The organism is Exiguobacterium sp. EA-TM-5 (assembly GCF_053878415.1).
This window is the reverse complement of record NZ_CM132670.1, coordinates 1,230,054-1,245,939: the sequence shown is the minus strand read 5'-3', so window position 1 is coordinate 1,245,939 and position 15,886 is coordinate 1,230,054. Positions and strand designations below refer to the sequence as shown.

General features: G+C 45.6%; 14 protein-coding genes and 1 riboswitch. Of the genes, 3 read left to right on the top strand and 11 right to left on the bottom strand.

Annotated features, from left to right (window positions below):
- Positions 1-39: 39 nt before the first annotated feature.
- Positions 40-528: a GNAT family N-acetyltransferase gene (locus ACV3PA_RS06430; protein WP_053454094.1), complete on the bottom strand. Its 489-nt coding sequence runs from the start codon at positions 526-528 to the stop codon at positions 40-42.
- A 137-nt stretch (positions 529-665) separates the two neighbouring features.
- The gene (metK, locus tag ACV3PA_RS06425; RefSeq protein ID WP_053454095.1) at positions 666-1,874 is read right to left on the bottom strand and encodes a methionine adenosyltransferase; all 1,209 of its coding nucleotides are present in this window, start codon (positions 1,872-1,874) and stop codon (positions 666-668) included.
- Positions 1,875-2,002: 128 nt separating this feature from the next.
- A riboswitch (SAM riboswitch) is annotated at positions 2,003-2,129 on the bottom strand.
- A 234-nt stretch (positions 2,130-2,363) separates the two neighbouring features.
- Here metK and pckA point away from each other — a divergent pair.
- Complete coding sequence (gene pckA, locus ACV3PA_RS06420; protein WP_200904901.1) at positions 2,364-3,932, top strand: phosphoenolpyruvate carboxykinase (ATP); 1,569 nt, start codon at positions 2,364-2,366, stop codon at positions 3,930-3,932.
- A gap of 225 nt (positions 3,933-4,157) precedes the next feature.
- Here the strand turns inward: pckA and ACV3PA_RS06415 are convergent, their stop codons facing one another.
- The 9 genes from ACV3PA_RS06415 to ACV3PA_RS06375 all read right to left on the bottom strand — a co-directional run bounded on the left by ACV3PA_RS06415 (position 4,158) and on the right by ACV3PA_RS06375 (position 14,297).
- Positions 4,158-5,411 carry an EAL and HDOD domain-containing protein gene (locus ACV3PA_RS06415; protein ID WP_053454096.1) on the bottom strand — a complete coding sequence of 418 codons (1,254 nt, stop codon included), beginning with the start codon at positions 5,409-5,411 and terminating at the stop codon, positions 4,158-4,160.
- Between the two features lie 166 nt (positions 5,412-5,577).
- Positions 5,578-6,342, bottom strand: coding sequence for an alpha/beta hydrolase family protein (locus ACV3PA_RS06410; protein ID WP_053454097.1), 765 nt, complete (start codon positions 6,340-6,342; stop codon positions 5,578-5,580).
- On the bottom strand, positions 6,314-6,787 hold the full coding sequence (gene ytkD, locus ACV3PA_RS06405; RefSeq protein ID WP_047393467.1) for an RNA deprotection pyrophosphohydrolase: 474 nt from the start codon (positions 6,785-6,787) through the stop codon (positions 6,314-6,316). The genes ACV3PA_RS06410 and ytkD overlap by 29 nt, the downstream gene beginning before the upstream one ends.
- A gap of 173 nt (positions 6,788-6,960) precedes the next feature.
- Positions 6,961-8,310, bottom strand: coding sequence for a glucose-6-phosphate isomerase (locus ACV3PA_RS06400; protein WP_456125852.1), 1,350 nt, complete (start codon positions 8,308-8,310; stop codon positions 6,961-6,963).
- Between the two features lie 113 nt (positions 8,311-8,423).
- Positions 8,424-9,590, bottom strand: coding sequence for an iron-containing alcohol dehydrogenase (locus ACV3PA_RS06395; RefSeq protein ID WP_053454099.1), 1,167 nt, complete (start codon positions 9,588-9,590; stop codon positions 8,424-8,426).
- A gap of 136 nt (positions 9,591-9,726) precedes the next feature.
- Positions 9,727-10,119 (bottom strand): S1 domain-containing post-transcriptional regulator GSP13, encoded by a 393-nt coding sequence (gene yugI, locus ACV3PA_RS06390; protein WP_012371159.1) that lies wholly within the window; start codon positions 10,117-10,119, stop codon positions 9,727-9,729.
- A 433-nt stretch (positions 10,120-10,552) separates the two neighbouring features.
- Positions 10,553-11,596: a ribonucleotide-diphosphate reductase subunit beta gene (locus ACV3PA_RS06385; protein WP_035406099.1), complete on the bottom strand. Its 1,044-nt coding sequence runs from the start codon at positions 11,594-11,596 to the stop codon at positions 10,553-10,555.
- Positions 11,565-12,053: a flavodoxin domain-containing protein gene (locus ACV3PA_RS06380; RefSeq protein WP_053454100.1), complete on the bottom strand. Its 489-nt coding sequence runs from the start codon at positions 12,051-12,053 to the stop codon at positions 11,565-11,567. The genes ACV3PA_RS06385 and ACV3PA_RS06380 overlap by 32 nt, the downstream gene beginning before the upstream one ends.
- A gap of 18 nt (positions 12,054-12,071) precedes the next feature.
- Positions 12,072-14,297 carry a ribonucleoside-diphosphate reductase subunit alpha gene (locus tag ACV3PA_RS06375; RefSeq protein WP_456125956.1) on the bottom strand — a complete coding sequence of 742 codons (2,226 nt, stop codon included), beginning with the start codon at positions 14,295-14,297 and terminating at the stop codon, positions 12,072-12,074.
- A gap of 497 nt (positions 14,298-14,794) precedes the next feature.
- On the opposite strand from ACV3PA_RS06375, the gene ACV3PA_RS06370 reads away from it, so the two are divergent.
- Positions 14,795-15,034, top strand: a complete 240-nt coding sequence (locus ACV3PA_RS06370; protein WP_053454102.1) for a NifU N-terminal domain-containing protein — start codon at positions 14,795-14,797, stop codon at positions 15,032-15,034.
- Positions 15,035-15,091: 57 nt separating this feature from the next.
- Positions 15,092-15,886 (top strand): glycosyltransferase family 2 protein, encoded by a 795-nt coding sequence (locus ACV3PA_RS06365; RefSeq protein WP_053454103.1) that lies wholly within the window; start codon positions 15,092-15,094, stop codon positions 15,884-15,886.

Below are 15,886 nucleotides of genomic sequence, written 5' to 3'. Positions count from 1 at the left end.
CTTATTTCAGACGCACACGAAACCGTCCCAAGACGGATTTCACGACGCAATATGGCGAAGTCGAATGACAGACTCTGCTTGACCAAACACTTCTTCTGTCATCTCGCTCAATTCCTCAAAACCGAATGAGGTCAAGAACTGACGTGCTTTATAATTACGTGCCTCCACGTAAACTTCGAGTGGGACAGCTCCTTGTCGTTCGAGTTCACGAATCAGACGTCTTCCGATCCCGTTTTGCTGATATTTTGGCAAAACGTATAGACGAATGATTTCCCATGTTCCCTCGACATCAACAGCATGAATGAATCCGACGACTTCCTCATCGATGATTCCGACATAAAAATACTCTCCCCGTGCTTCTTCCGCCGTCCGGATCGCACGAACAACCTCCTCTTGCGGATACGCTTCCTGCACGAAATGAGCTTTCGAGCGTTCAGAATAGATTTCTTCATACGTATCCAACCAAGATGTGATGGCGATATCATGAATACGTCCTGCATCAGCTGGAATTGCTTCGCGTATTTCCATAATCGGAACCCCCCTTTTTATTCGTACGGATTGACTCATGTACTTTTACCCTCTTCTAGAAAAAACATTCGTCTCCTGCAAAGTTCCGTGGAAACAAAAAAGTCCGGAAACCCTTTAAGGATTTCCGGACGTATTGCTTATGCGAAGCGTTTTGCTTGTTCTTCAAGAACTGCCGCTTTATCTGTTTGCTCCCATGGAAGCTCAACATCTGTACGACCGAAGTGACCGTATGCAGCTGTTTGACGATAGATCGGACGACGGAGATCAAGCATGTTGATGATTCCAGCCGGACGAAGATCGAAGTTTTCAGCAATCAATTCGACGAGTTGTGCTTCAGGAAGTTTTCCTGTGCCGAATGTATCAACCGCGATTGATACTGGGTGTGCGACACCGATTGCGTATGCGAGTTGAACTTCTGCTTTGTCTGCAAGACCTGCAGCAACGAGGTTCTTCGCGACGTAACGTGCTGCGTATGCAGCTGAACGGTCGACTTTTGTTGGATCTTTACCAGAGAATGCTCCACCGCCGTGGCGTGCGTATCCACCATACGTATCAACGATGATCTTACGACCCGTTAATCCAGCATCTCCTTGTGGTCCGCCGATGACGAAACGACCAGTTGGGTTGATGAAGAATTTCGTTGCTGCGTCGATGTATTCAGCCGGGATGACTGGTGTGATGACGTGTTCTTTCAAGTCAGCTTGGATTTGCTCAAGCGTGACTTCTTCCGCGTGTTGTGTCGAGATGACGATCGTATCGACACGAACCGGCTCGTTGTTCTCGTTGTATTCGACCGTGACTTGTGTTTTTCCGTCCGGACGAAGGTAGTCGAGTTGACCGTTTTTACGCACTTCTGCCAAACGGCGTGCGAGACGGTGCGAAAGTGAGATTGGAAGTGGCATGAGTTCGGGTGTTTCTTTCGTTGCATAACCGAACATGAGACCTTGGTCTCCTGCACCGATTGCATCGATTTCTGCATCAGACATGCTACCTTCACGTGCTTCAAGCGCTTGGTCGACACCAAGAGCGATGTCTGCTGATTGCTCATCGATTGATGTCAATACAGCACACGTATCTGCGTCGAAACCATATTTCGCGCGTGTGTAGCCGATTTCACGAATCGTTTCACGAACGACTTTTGGAATGTCGACGTAAGTTGATGTCGTGATCTCACCTGCAACGAGAACGAGACCTGTTGTAACAGAAGTTTCTGCTGCAACACGTGCGTTTGGATCCGCTGCGAGGATTGCATCGAGAATTGAATCCGAAATTTGGTCACAGATTTTATCTGGATGACCTTCAGTGACTGACTCCGACGTGAATAGTCGGCGATTAAGGTTTGTCATGTATGACCCTCCCAAAAAAGAATTTGACGGTGTACTCATTTCCCCTAGTTGAGTGGGACGGTAAAATGAAAAAAACCTTTCCAAGTCCAAAAAATGGTCAGGGAAAGGTTGTGCGTTCTTCCTTTACCCTCTTATCGTTCGAAGTGTTTACTTCGCTTCAGGAGAGCACCTTTTCCCTCATTAATATATGAATTAATGTAGGACGGTTGCCGGGTTTCTTCGGGCCTTGTTCCCTCCACCTGCTCAGAATAAGAGTATCCGTTACGAATTACATGATATAAAGTTGTACCTACTCTGTCAAGCAAGGTTTCAAATTCTAGTCGAAACTTTTTGTAAGAGATGTTAAACTGTTAATGCTGAAAGCGTTTCCAGATAAATAGAAATCAGCATCAGAAAATGATTGCTCTCTCTTTAGTATGTCATATATAATGAATGTGTCATACTAAATGCAGTGAGCCAAAACCAACGTAGGGGAAAGGTGGGGTCAGGATGCCGATGACGGTCCTGAATATCGAAGAACTACTCAAGAAAGAGCATGTGTTCAAACAACTATCTGTTGCTGAACTTGTCGAACATGCGATTCGAAACGAAGAAGGTGTCCTTGCTGAGAACGGCGCATTATCTGTAGAAACGGGGAAATTTACAGGTCGTTCACCAAAAGATAAGTTCATCGTCCGTGATTCTTCCTGCGAGTCTCACATTGATTGGGGTCATGTTAACCAACCAATGGATGGAGATAAATTTGAACAATTGTTACAAAAGGTTCTTCGTTACATGAACGAAGCCGATCAGCTCTACTACACAGAAGCTGCTGCTGGTGCAGATACGCACTTCACCCTTCCGGTTCGTGTGCTCACACAATACGCTTGGCATAACCTCTTTGCCAAACAACTCTTTTTACGCGAATATCCTGAAGTGGCTGCCTTCGAACCGTTTACGGTCGTCTACGCACCACATTTCAAGGCAGATCCTGCCGTTGATGGAACGAACTCTGAGACGTTCATCGCGATGTCGTTCGAACACCGGATCGTCTTGATCGGTGGAACGGAGTATGCCGGCGAAATCAAAAAATCAATCTTTTCCGTCATGAACTACCTCTTACCACAAGAGAACGTTCTTTCGATGCACTGTTCGGCAAACGTTGGACACGAAGGAGACGTCGCTTTGTTCTTCGGTCTATCCGGTACTGGTAAGACCACCCTTTCCGCTGATGATAGCCGCCAATTGATTGGTGACGATGAGCATGGTTGGTCACACGATGGCGTCTTCAACATCGAAGGTGGGTGTTATGCGAAGACGGTTAACCTGTCGCGTGAAAAAGAACCACAAATCTTTGACGCGATCCGCTTCGGAACAGTCCTTGAAAACGTCGTGCTCGATGAAGCCCGTCATCCTGATTACGATGACACATCGTTGACGGAAAATACACGTGCCGCTTATCCGATCACGGCGATCGATAACATCGCTGTTCCATCACGCGCTGGTCATCCAAAGACAATCGTCTTCTTGACGGCTGATGCGTACGGTGTCTTGCCTCCGATCAGTAAATTGACGAAAGAACAAGCGATGTATCACTTCCTCTCAGGTTATACATCAAAACTCGCTGGGACAGAACGTGGTGTCACGGAGCCAGAAGCAACATTCTCGACGTGCTTCGGTTCACCGTTCCTTCCACTCATGCCTGAAAAATATGCAACGATGCTTGGGGAATTGATTGATCGTCACGGTGTTACCGTCTATCTCGTCAACACTGGCTGGACAGGTGGTGCTTATGGAACAGGCAGTCGAATGAAACTATCGTATACACGCACGATGGTCAATGCTGCTGTCAATGGCACGCTTGCAACGATTCCGACTGAAGAACACCCAATCTTCGGACTTCATATGCCTCTTGAAGTTCCAGGTGTTCCAAGTGAATTACTCAACCCTGTACGCGTCTGGTCAAACTCCGACGAGTACAACACACAAGCACGTTCGCTTGCTGAAAAATTCCAACATAACTTCCTTCGTTTCGAAAGTGCGACGGATGCGATTAAGTCAGCTGGTCCACGTCTATAAAATCGAGATTTCTGAGTTATACCAAAAAGTTAGATCCTGAATCATTTTGTTAGTAAATCTGAGTCCGAAAATATCGGGCTCAGATTTTTTAGTCATTTCTTGATCCTCAGAAATTCTTCCTATCAGACGCTACGAGACGAACAAAAACGTGTAATCCTACTCAATCAAGAGAATGATCACACGTTGTATTATGTTTAGAAAAGAGCCTTCAGGTTCTTTTTTTAGTTATATGATTGAATCCGATTCTTCTTGAATATGTTTTTCTCTTTGCATGAGCCACTCCTGACTTTCCGTCAATAGCGCATAGGCTCGTGGAAGCGATACATGTAAACGCTGACTAAGCAGTTCGAATTGATCAAAATCACCACGATCCGCACTAATCGCGAGCACTAAACAATCTCGAAATGGATGGTCTTTCCCTTGTAAAACGATTTTCAGAGAATCTTCAATTGGCAATTGATCGATGATGTCGTCGATATCAACAGACAATAACGCATCGATGTGTGACAACAAACCAATCATGTAAGCACTCTCTGGCTTTAGCGTTCGTGTTTCCCTTGCAAATAGTTCACAGAGCTTCGCACAGTGTAAAGAGGATCGTAATAACTCATTTGACCATTCATAGGGACTGGCAAGCTTCATCTCCCGTAAAACAATCAACGAAATCCAACTTTTGAGTTGCGAGAAGCCGAGTAGTGAGATAGCTTGACGAACGGAACTGACAGTATTACGTAAGCCCATTCCTGGAGAGTTAATTAGTTGAAGCACTTGAATACTAATATATGGATTAGCTTCAATCTCATCAACAACCTCATCGTACTTTTCATCCGTATCAAGCCATTTCAACATTTTTAACAAAACCGGTAGTTGTGGTGGGACGGCTTTTCCCTTCATCAGCATCGGTTTCGCATAAAAATAGCCCTGAAACCAGTCATATCCCATGTCGAGGCAACGTGTATGATCTTCGTGTGTTTCGACACGCTCGGCAAGCATTCGGATGTGAGGATAATTACGGCGGACGATATGCAGAATAGCGCTTTGCTCGCGAGGGGAAATTGCCTCGATGTCGATTTTGATTAAATCGATCAACGCAAACAATTCCGCTCCATGTTGTCGAAGTAAATCCGTCACAAAATCATCGAGTGCTAACGTAAAGCCTGCTTCCTTCCAATCGTGGAGAACAGATAAAATTTCCGTATCGATCTCAACAGTTTCCAAAATTTCAATTACGAATCGTTCCGGATCTAGGTAATGAATCAAATCACTTTTCAACAGGTCTGCCGTGAAATTGACAAATAGCTTCTTACCTTCTGCTACATGATCAACCCCCATATGAACGAGTGTATTCGTCAACACATCCATCGTCGCTAGATCACCATCGAACACGCTTATTTGTTCAATCGATCGATATAATAGTTCAAATGCATCAATCGAACCTACTCGATTAACGATGGGTTGACGTGCTAATAAGATATCCATCGTTCTCCTGCCCCCTCTATTATTCTCAGATGGTATCTATTATATCAAAGTTTACTTTTTAGGAGATTATTGTTTTTTACAACATATCAATGTTCTTTTTTTAATTCCTTTCTATTTTCCGTAGTACAAAAAAAACAGCACGACGTCCGTCGTACTGCTTGAAATATCAGCTTTTATTGGGATTCCATATACCACTCTCAAACCACCTCAACACATTCTGCGTCACACGTAATTTTTCATGAATCGGGAATTGATGCGCATAAGCGTAGGTCTGAAGTGTTGTCTGCATGGGATGACGCGCAGCATAAGCCGTTGCGTGTCGTAAACGAACGTTCTCGTCATATGCACCGTGAATCAACAGTACCTCACCTTGCGGAGGGACACGGAGCGGTGAACGCACCTCGTATGCCTCAGGAACGGTGTCTGGTGTACCTCCCGTATAGCGGCGCAACATCTTTTGCATCGTCTTCTGCTCTTCATAGGTCCATGTCAACTCGGTTACTCCTGCCCACGATACCGTACGGGCAACCGGACGGTGATGCGCCAGTAGCAATGCCATCTGTCCACCACGAGAAAAACCGAATGCGTGCACATGCGAGACACGTTGCTGCAACCAATCAAAGGCGCTACATGCGTCCTCAACATCATGGTATCCGAAGTCTTCTTTGCCCGTCCCTCCTAAGTTCCCTCGATAGAAAGGTGCCATGACAAAAAAGCCGGCCTGTGCGAACGCGAGTAATCGTGTCGGTCGGACCATTCCAATCGAACGCGTGCCACCACGCAAGTAGAGAATCCCCTGTCCGTTTGCGACTTGTGGAAGTACGATATAGGCACCGACTCGTTCCCCGTCTGCCGTCGTATAGAACATCCGAAACGTCCGAAACGGACCTTGACGCGGAAGTTCAAACCAATCGGCGTTCGCTAAGTACACGGAGTGTCTCCGGAAGGACACGGTCCTTCATCATGAAGCTGTATTGTCGATTCGTATCGAGACGGTCAGGAAGTTCCTCGAACAGAAAAGCACCATCGGTTTCATCCACGGCAAGATGAGACGAAAGCGATCCAATTTGCGCGAAATAAATGTTTTTGATGATCGTATCGCCTTTTCCGGCAACACGATATTGTCCGACATATGATAGGGAATCAATTTTCCCACCGGTCTCTTCCATTACTTCACGACGTGCGGCTTCTTCCGCCGTCTCACCCGGTTCAACCTTCCCACCAGGAAATTCATAACCACGCTGCTTATGATGGGTCAGCAACCATTTTCCTTCGTACACGGCAATGACCCATACGTGCAAGGGACGATCCGAGAACGGATGGTCATCAAAACTTAACTCCACTTGATTTTGATAATAATCCAAGAATGTAATCACGTACGTGCACCTCATTTCTTCTTCTAACTTCACTTTACCTGTTTCACGAGTATTCTAAAAGTGAAAACGCCAGGAAAGCCTGTAAATCTGGAAAATGATAGCCTACGATCATCAAATGAACACAAAAAAAACAGTCGATGTTCCACTAAGGAACGATCGACTGTCGTTTTGTATTACTTCAAACGTGCTTCGAGTTCTGCTTTTTCTGCTTCGAATCCTGGTTTCCCAAGAAGAGCGAACATGTTTTTCTTATACGCTTCGACGCCTGGCTGATCGAATGGGTTCACTCCGAGGAGGTAACCACTCATGGCACATGCTTTTTCGAAGAAGTAGAACAGGAATCCGAGATGATACGGTGTCATCTCTGGAAGTTCGACTGTCAAGTTCGGTACTTGTCCGTCCGTGTGTGCAAGCAACGTACCTTCTGCTGCTTTATCGTTGACGAACTGAATCGACTTACCTGCAAGGAAGTTCAATCCATCGAGATCCTGAGCATCTTCTTCAACTGTCAATGCATGACGCGCTTGACCGACTTTGATGACTGTCTCAAATAGGTCACGACGACCTTCTTGGACGTATTGTCCCATCGAGTGGAGGTCTGTCGAGAAGTCCACTGCTGCTGGGAAGATCCCTTTGAAGTCTTTTCCTTCTGACTCGCCGTACAATTGTTTCCACCACTCCGATACATAATGAAGTGCTGGTTCGTAGTTAATGAGAAGCTCGATTGTCTTGCCTTTCGCATAGAGCGCATTTCGGACGACTGCGTATTGATACGCTTCGTTGTCAGCTAGGTTTTCGCTCGCGTAGCGCTCTTGCGCGTCACGTGCACCTTGCATCAACTCTTCGATTGAAATACCAGCTGCTGCGATTGGTAAGAGACCAACCGGTGTCAAAACAGAGAAACGACCACCGACATCATCCGGAATGACAAATGTTTCGTATCCTTCAGAGTCTGCGAGTGTTTTTAATGCACCACGTGCTTTGTCCGTAGTTGCATAAATCCGGTGTTTTGCTTCTGCTTTACCGTATTTTTCTTCCATGAACGATTTCAAGAGACGGAACGAAATTGCTGGTTCTGTCGTTGTACCCGATTTCGAGATGATGTTGACCGATACATCTTTTCCTTCGAGGACTTCGAACAAATCGTGCAGATACGTCGATGAGATATTGTGACCTGCATAGATGATTTGTGGTGCTTTCCGGTCTTCTTTTGATAACAAGTTATGGAATGAGTGTCCGAGCATTTCGATTGCTGCACGCGCACCGAGATACGAACCGCCGATCCCGACGACTAACAACACATCAGAATCCGACTTGATTTTTTCTGCAGACGCTTGGATGCGTGCAAATTCCGCTTGATCGTAATTCGTCGGAAGATCAACCCATCCTAAGAAATCACTTCCTGCGCCTGTTCCTGCATGAATCGCATGGTGAAGCGTCTTTACCGTCTCCGCCATATGATCTACTTCATGTTGACCTACGAATTGTAGGGCTTTCGAATAATCAAAACGTACTGTTGACATGCCATCGTCCTCCTTATTCATTCGCAACGAAATGCGACCTTCCTTTTCATTAAAACGCAAGAAGGAAGGTCGTTCAAGTCTTTTGTGAAATGATTAGCAAATGTTACAGATTGTTATAGGGCAGCTGTCACGATTTGACGAACATCTTCGTTTCCAAGTGATTTGAAGTTTCCGAAGTCGCCGCGTGTCATCGCTGACTTGACGATTGAATCAACTGTATCTTCTTTGATGTCGTAATCAGCAAGACGGTTTGGTGCACCAAGTGATGTCCAGAAAGCGCTGATTGCGTCAATTGTCGCGTGTGCTGCTTCTATCTCTGATTTACCTTCCGTATCAACGTTAAAGACGTTTTCACCGAGTGTCACGAAGCGATGTGCATTTGATTCGTCAAGCACGTGGCGCATCCAGTTCGGGAAGAGGATTGCGAGTCCACCTGCGTGCGGGATATCGTGAACAGCTGAAACAGCGTGCTCGATGTTGTGTGATGCCCAGTCTCCGCGTGCTCCCATTTGAAGAACACCGTTGAGTGCCATCGTACCAGCAAAGAGAATCGTACCACGAAGTTCAACATTCTCGAGATCGTTGACGAGTTTTGGTGCTGCTTCAACGACTGCTTTCATAACACCTTCTGTCATACGTTCTTGGACAGGTGCATGCGCAGGGTGGAAGTATTGCTCAAGGCAGTGACTCATCATATCGACGATACCGTAAATCGTTTGATCTTTTGGTACACTGACTGTGTATTTCGGATCAAGGATTGAGAATGTTGGGAACGTAAGCGGGCTACCCCATCCGTATTTCTCTTGTGTCTTCCAGTTCGTGATAACGGATCCTGAGTTCATCTCAGAACCTGTCGCTGCAAGCGTCAAGACTGTTCCAAATGGAATGACTGTTTCTGGTGTTGCTTTACCGATGACGAGATCCCATGCTTCGCCTTCATACGGGATACCAGCAGCAATCAATTTCGTGCAGTCGATTACAGAACCGCCACCGAGTGCAAGCAATGCGTCTACGCCTGCTTCACGTGCGATTTTGATACCGCGCTCTGCTGTTTCGATACGTGGGTTCGGTTCGACACCGTCGCATTCGACGTACTCGATTCCTGCCGCGTTGAGTTCACGTGTAACATCATCATAAACGCCATTCCGTTTGATACTACCTCCACCAAAGACGAGCATGACTTTCTTTGCACCAAGTGCTTCGAGTTGTGGTTTCAGTTGGCTGACTTGACCGTCACCAAAAATAAGTTTCGTTGGATTGCGATATTCAAAGTTTTCCATCTGTGTTGCCTCCTCAATAAGTAATGAACACCTTACATTATCCACACATTCCCCTTTCGCATCTAATTTAATGCTTATTCTATGTAAAAATTGCATAAAAAAAGAGAACCGACCGATGTCGATTCTCTCATGTGGCTTATTTTTGGAAGTTTGATTTTTCAATCCATTCTTCCAATTTACCTTTAAGAACGTTGAATCCAGGTGCTTCTTCTTGTTTGAAAGCAGGACCTGCATCGCGACGTCCAGCGTTTTTGCGTGGACCTTTCGCGCGTGCTTCACGTTTTGGAGCTTCCTGAGTTGCTTTGATCGAAAGCTTCATTTTTTTGTTAGCTTCGTCGATGTCGAGAACTTTAACAGTTACTTCATCGCCAACTTTTACGTAATCGTTGATATCTTTTACGTAATCGTGTGAGATTTCTGAGATGTGGACGAGACCTTGTGTTTGCTCGTCAAGTGCTACGAAAGCACCGAAGTTTTGAATACCAGTTACTTTACCAGTAACGACTTGGTCTTTTTCAAAGTTTGCCATAATGTATACACTCCCTAACTAAATTCATCAACTTATAATAACACACTTTTCTTGTATCGTAAAAAATATTTTTGGAATTTGTTTATTTTTTATTTCACAAGGGAACATTTTAGTAGCAAGACTTCAAGTATTCCCCCTGATTCTGCCGAACTTTCCGAGTTCGGCCCTTTTTTTGTTCTATTGCTGAATTGACCTAAATGATAAAGAAAAGTGATGCTTGAAACGATAAAGACAAAAGACAGATAAGACTCTCAAAAAAACGGACAGTCTCGGTCTACTCGCTTTCCGCGGACAAGCGCTCATGCCGCTTCAGATACTTTGTATCTTCCAAGGTCATGATGACTTTTTTCCGAAGGAGTCGAGCAAGACCTCACCTGTCCTAGCGTAAAGGAAATATAGAGTAGAAGCAATCACCAATTGATCTATTTATTACTTACAGATCATCGAATCCATTTGCATCCGTTACTTTCGCATACGAACGTGATTTTTGTTCGAAGAAGTCCGATTTCGTCGCGTTCATCGAATCATCCGAATACGCACGAATCCACGGCATGACGTCTTCGTCGTGCCCTTCATAGAGATCCGACAAGCCAATGACGCGAAGACGTTTATTCGCGAGATACTTGACGTAATCACGCATTTCACTGACGTCAAGACCGTCTAAATCACGCAATACATACTCGCTCCACTCAATTTCAAGATCAACGGCACGTTTGAACGTGTCATAGACGAATTGTGTGAACGATCCATCAGCATCGATTTCTGGATGCTCTGACAAAACAGCACGTAACAATTGACTGATGAAGTACGAGTGTTGGAGTTCATCACGTTGAATATAGCTGATCATCGTCGACGTCCCGACCATCTTTTGGTGACGGGCTAAGTTATAGAAGAAGGCAAAGCCTGAATAGAAGTTGATGCCTTCAAGAACGATTGACGCAACAAGTGATTTCGCAAAGTTTTCTGGAGTTCGGTCATTTTGGAAGTCTTCGTATAAATCAAGAATGAATGCGTTACGCTTCATGACCATATCATCGTCTTTTGCGATATCAAAAATCCGGTTTTGTTCAGCTAATGGAACCAAGCTGGATAAGACGTAGCTGTACGATTGATTATGAACGACTTCCTGTTGCGCGATGATAGCAAGAATCGCATGAACGGACGAATCCGATGTGAACATCGCTGATTCGAGGATGTAGCGTGTCTGAACCGAGTCGAGGATCGAGAGTAGACCAATGATTCGTTTAAAGGCGTCTTGTTCCCGTTCGCTTAATTGATTCCATTGTTGCATGTCTTTTGACATCGAAATCTCATCTGGAATCCAGAAGTTTGATAATAGTTGTTTATAGATTGAATAAAACTGTGGATACGCAATGTCGTTCCAGTTGACGATGGCACTTGTTTCGCCACCGATGATCGCTGTCGCGCGATTTGGATGACGTGCATCAAGCAGTTTGATTTTTTGTAGCTGTTCCATGTGCTTCGACTCCCTCTTGCTGTAATTGAAGAATGGTTCGTTTTGTCCATTCCTTGACGAGATGTGGACGATTACGCGGTGACTGTTCGATTTTCAACAATTCTCCGGCAAGCGGTACACCGAATTTCGAGAGATGATACGCCATCTCATCAACGGCGCGACAATATTTGACGAACATCTTATCTCCCGTTCCAAAAACAGCTGCCTGCGGAATCGCATGCGTGCTCTCTTTTAAAACCGTTCTAAGACAATCGCGCATATCGTCGGGTAACTGTCCATCTCCCCACGTATACGAACCAAAATAGACGATATCATAAGGCATTAACTGATACGTCGTCACTTCGTCCGCAAACAACATCGTCGGCTCGATTCCCATTTCAGAACACGTCTTTGCGACGAGTTCTGCCACCTCCTCCGTGTTTCCACTCAATGACGCGTATACGATTGCTGCCTTCATGATATCGTCCTCCTTATCTTATGATGAACACGACTCACATTCGTCGATCTCAACCGTCGTCGAACGCGTGTAGTAGATCGTCTTCATCCCGAGTTGCCATGCTTCCATGTGCATCTCGAGTAACTCTTTTGCTTTGACGTTATTTTTCACGTACAGATTGAAACTGATTGCTTGGTCGATGTGACGCTGACGCGAAGCATTTTGACGAATGCTCCACAACTGGTCAATCTCAAACGCTGATTTATAGAACCAGTTCGTTTCCGGTGTTAAATCCGGAACTGTAACTGGGATCTTGTAGTTTTTCTTCTCTTCCGAGTAGACTTTTTTGTAGATTGGATCAATCGATGCCGTACTACCAGCAATGATTGCTGTCGATGAGTTCGGTGCGACTGCCATCAAGTAGGCGTTACGCATTCCGTACGCCGTGATGTCCGCTTGGAGACGATCCCAATCGAGTTCCTCCGTCGTTTTGTAATGGCGACGTTTGATGTACTCACCTGTTTGCCATTCCGATCCTTCGAAGAGACGGTACGCTCCTTTTTCTTTCGCAAGTTGCATCGACGCATCGATCGTCAAGTAAGCGATTTTTTCATAGAGGCGGTCAGCGTATTGCACCGCTTCAACCGATTCCCAACGAATACCTTCAAGAGCAAGCAGATGATGCCAACCGAACGTACCAAGACCAACGGCACGGTATTTTTGGTTCGTCAATTGCGCTTGCGGGACATCAATCGTATTCAAATCGATGACGTTATCAAGCATCCGCATTTGAATCGGAATCAAGCGCTCTAAGACGTCAGAACGAACTGCTCGTGCAAGCGCAATCGATGATAAGTTACAGACGACGAAGTCACCTGGTGTCTTCGTGACGATGATTTTACCGTCTTCCGTATATTCTTCCGTGACGGTCGTCGGGCTCATGTTTTGCATGATTTCCGAACAGAGGTTTGACGAGTAGATCATCCCTGCATGTTTATTCGGGTTTGCACGGTTAACCGCGTCACGGAAGAACATGTATGGCGTCCCTGTCTCGAGTTGCGAACGCATGTAGCGTTTGACAAGATCGATCGCTGGAACTGTTTTTTTGCTGAGGCGTGGTTCGTTGACACACGCTTCGTATCGTTCTGTGAAACTACCACCTTGTTCCGTCTCATCGAAGTAATCTTCAAGACTGAAGCCCATGACTGTCCGGATTTCATGCGGGTCAAATAAGTGCCAGTCTTCTCGTGCTTCAACAGCACGCATGAAACGGTCCGGTAAGTTGACGCCTGTGAACAAGTCATGTGTCCGAAGTCGTTCATCACCGTTGTTGAGCTTCGCATCCAAGAACTCTAGGATATCCTTGTGCCAGATGTCGAGGTAAACAGCAATCGAACCTTGACGCATACCGAGCTGATCGACGCTGACTGCCGTGTTGTTCAATTGCTTCATCCACGGGATAACGCCGCTTGAAACACCTTTAAAACCTTTGATGTCTGAACCACGTGAGCGAATTTTCCCCATGTAGACGCCGATACCGCCGCCGCCTTTAGAAAGCGTCGCCACGTCCGTATTTGAATCATAGATGCCGCGTAGTGAATCATCTACTGTGTCAATGAAACACGACGAGAGCTGACCGTAAGACTTACCAGCGTTCGAAAGCGTCGGTGTCGCAACTGTCATGTAAAGGTTCGACAACGCCCAGTAAGCTTCTTTGACGAGTTCTAAACGGCGTTCCTTCGGTTCATTCTGCATCAGTGTCATCGCGATGACCATGAATCGTTCTTGCGGAAGTTCGTACAAGTTTTTGACGTGATCACGTGCGAGGTACCGGTCTGCGAGTGTTCGAAGACCAATGTATGTGAACAAGTGGTCGCGGGATGGATCGATCGTTGCCGACAGTTCGTTGATGTCTTCCTTCGAATACGCATCTAGTAAATGTTTCGTGAAGATGCCGATTTCTGTCAGTTTTTCAATCAGCGTATACAGCGAGCCATACCGTTCTTCTGCTGCATATCCGCGATTTTCACCTGCTTCAAGGTATAACCGATTTAAGTAAGTCGCTGTCGCTACGAATGTCCAGTTCGGCTCTTCTGCCTTCAACATATCGAGTGCGTGCATCGTTAACAGTTCATAGACTTGATCTGCTTGTAAGGACTTCCCTTCAAGCGCTCGGATGGCACGTTCTGTATAGCGGTCGATATCGAGCTCCGGATACGTTTCCGTTGCCTGTCGAATCACGACATATACGTCTTCTATTGTCATTGCACCTTTAAAGATGCGTGCTGTATTCAGTGGAGATGCCACTATGAACCACTCCCATTCTCTATCGTTAAACAGGTTCGCATTACACAATGAAATACGCTAAACTAAAAAAAGACGTCCTACATATAGAAGAAACTCTACAAGTGTCACTCTATATATAGACGTTTTAGACGTTTTTAAACCTGTTAATGTACAAGATATAGGTTATCACTGAAATTCAAAAAAATAACCCCTTGCTTTGAAATTCAGGTCAAACAATTTGAAAAAGGCATCATGACGCCTTTTGAGATATATTGAGATAGCGAGCAAAATGTATTATAAGGTCAAATGACCATTTAAAATAAAGATGGTTCAATTCTCCTATCAGAAGAAAAATATTCTCTTTGAATTTTCTGATATACTGAACGTATCGATCTTCCGTCTATAAGGAAGAAGGACTCAATCCATCTATCACGAAAGACGGCATATACGTATGTACGTTGAAAGGAGCTTATCTCATGCAAGTCGATTACACACCAAATCCGAATTCCGTCAAAATTACGCTCGAAGAACAGCGCTTCGGTGCAAAAAGTACGAGTGTCAAAAAAGAAGATACGCCTGAAGATGCGTTGCTTGCATCGTTGATCGCCATCGATGGCATCGACAATCTGTTCGCTTACGGTGACTTCGTAACTGTCACGAAAGAACCAGAAGCGGAATGGAATGAATTGCTTCCACGTATCGAAGAGTACATGTAAAAAAACAAGAAGACACCTGTTCCTGGACAGGTGTCTTTGTTCAAGGAGCGATCACTGATGCCAACTGTATCCATCATCATTCCAACATACAATCGTCCTCGTGAACTAGCCGAAGCGCTAGAAGCGTTGACGCGTCAACACTATCAAGACTTCGAAGTCATCATCCTAAACAATAATGGCGACGATGTCTCAGCAGTGACCGCTGCCTATCAGGATCGTCTGCAACTGACATATGTCGATCTACCTGAAAACCATCATGTTCGCGCTCGAAACCATGGTGTCATGCTCTCTTCCGGTCGATATATCTTACTTCATGATGACGATGATCTCCTATTGCCAAGCCACCTCGAAGAAGCAGTCGGCGACATCGAAGCAGGTGCGGATTTGACGTATACAGATGCAGAACTCTTTACGTATCGCTGGGAAGGTGATCACCGAATCGCACTTGATTCCGAGCCGTTCGCGTATCCGTATGATTCGGAAACGATACGAGAAGATTCGACGTACATTCCGTCCGGGTCACTCTACCGTAAATCACTTCACGATCAACTCGGTCCGTTTGATGAAGAAGTCTTCAATTATTGGGACTGGGACTGGATCCTACGAGTCGGCAAGGATCATTTAGTACTACACCCGGCACGTGCAACCGTTTTGTACGCCTTCAACCCGTCCGGCAATCATGAATCGGCACGACAAGACGCAGCGCGACGTGTCTATTTTGACCGACTTGTCGACAAGCATCAGCTACCAACTCGTGAAATGAAGAACTTCCATATCGTCCAGGCGGAACGTCGCGCGCGCTTGCGCCAGACACGCCGTACCTTTAATGGTCAATTGACAGAAAGTGAGTGA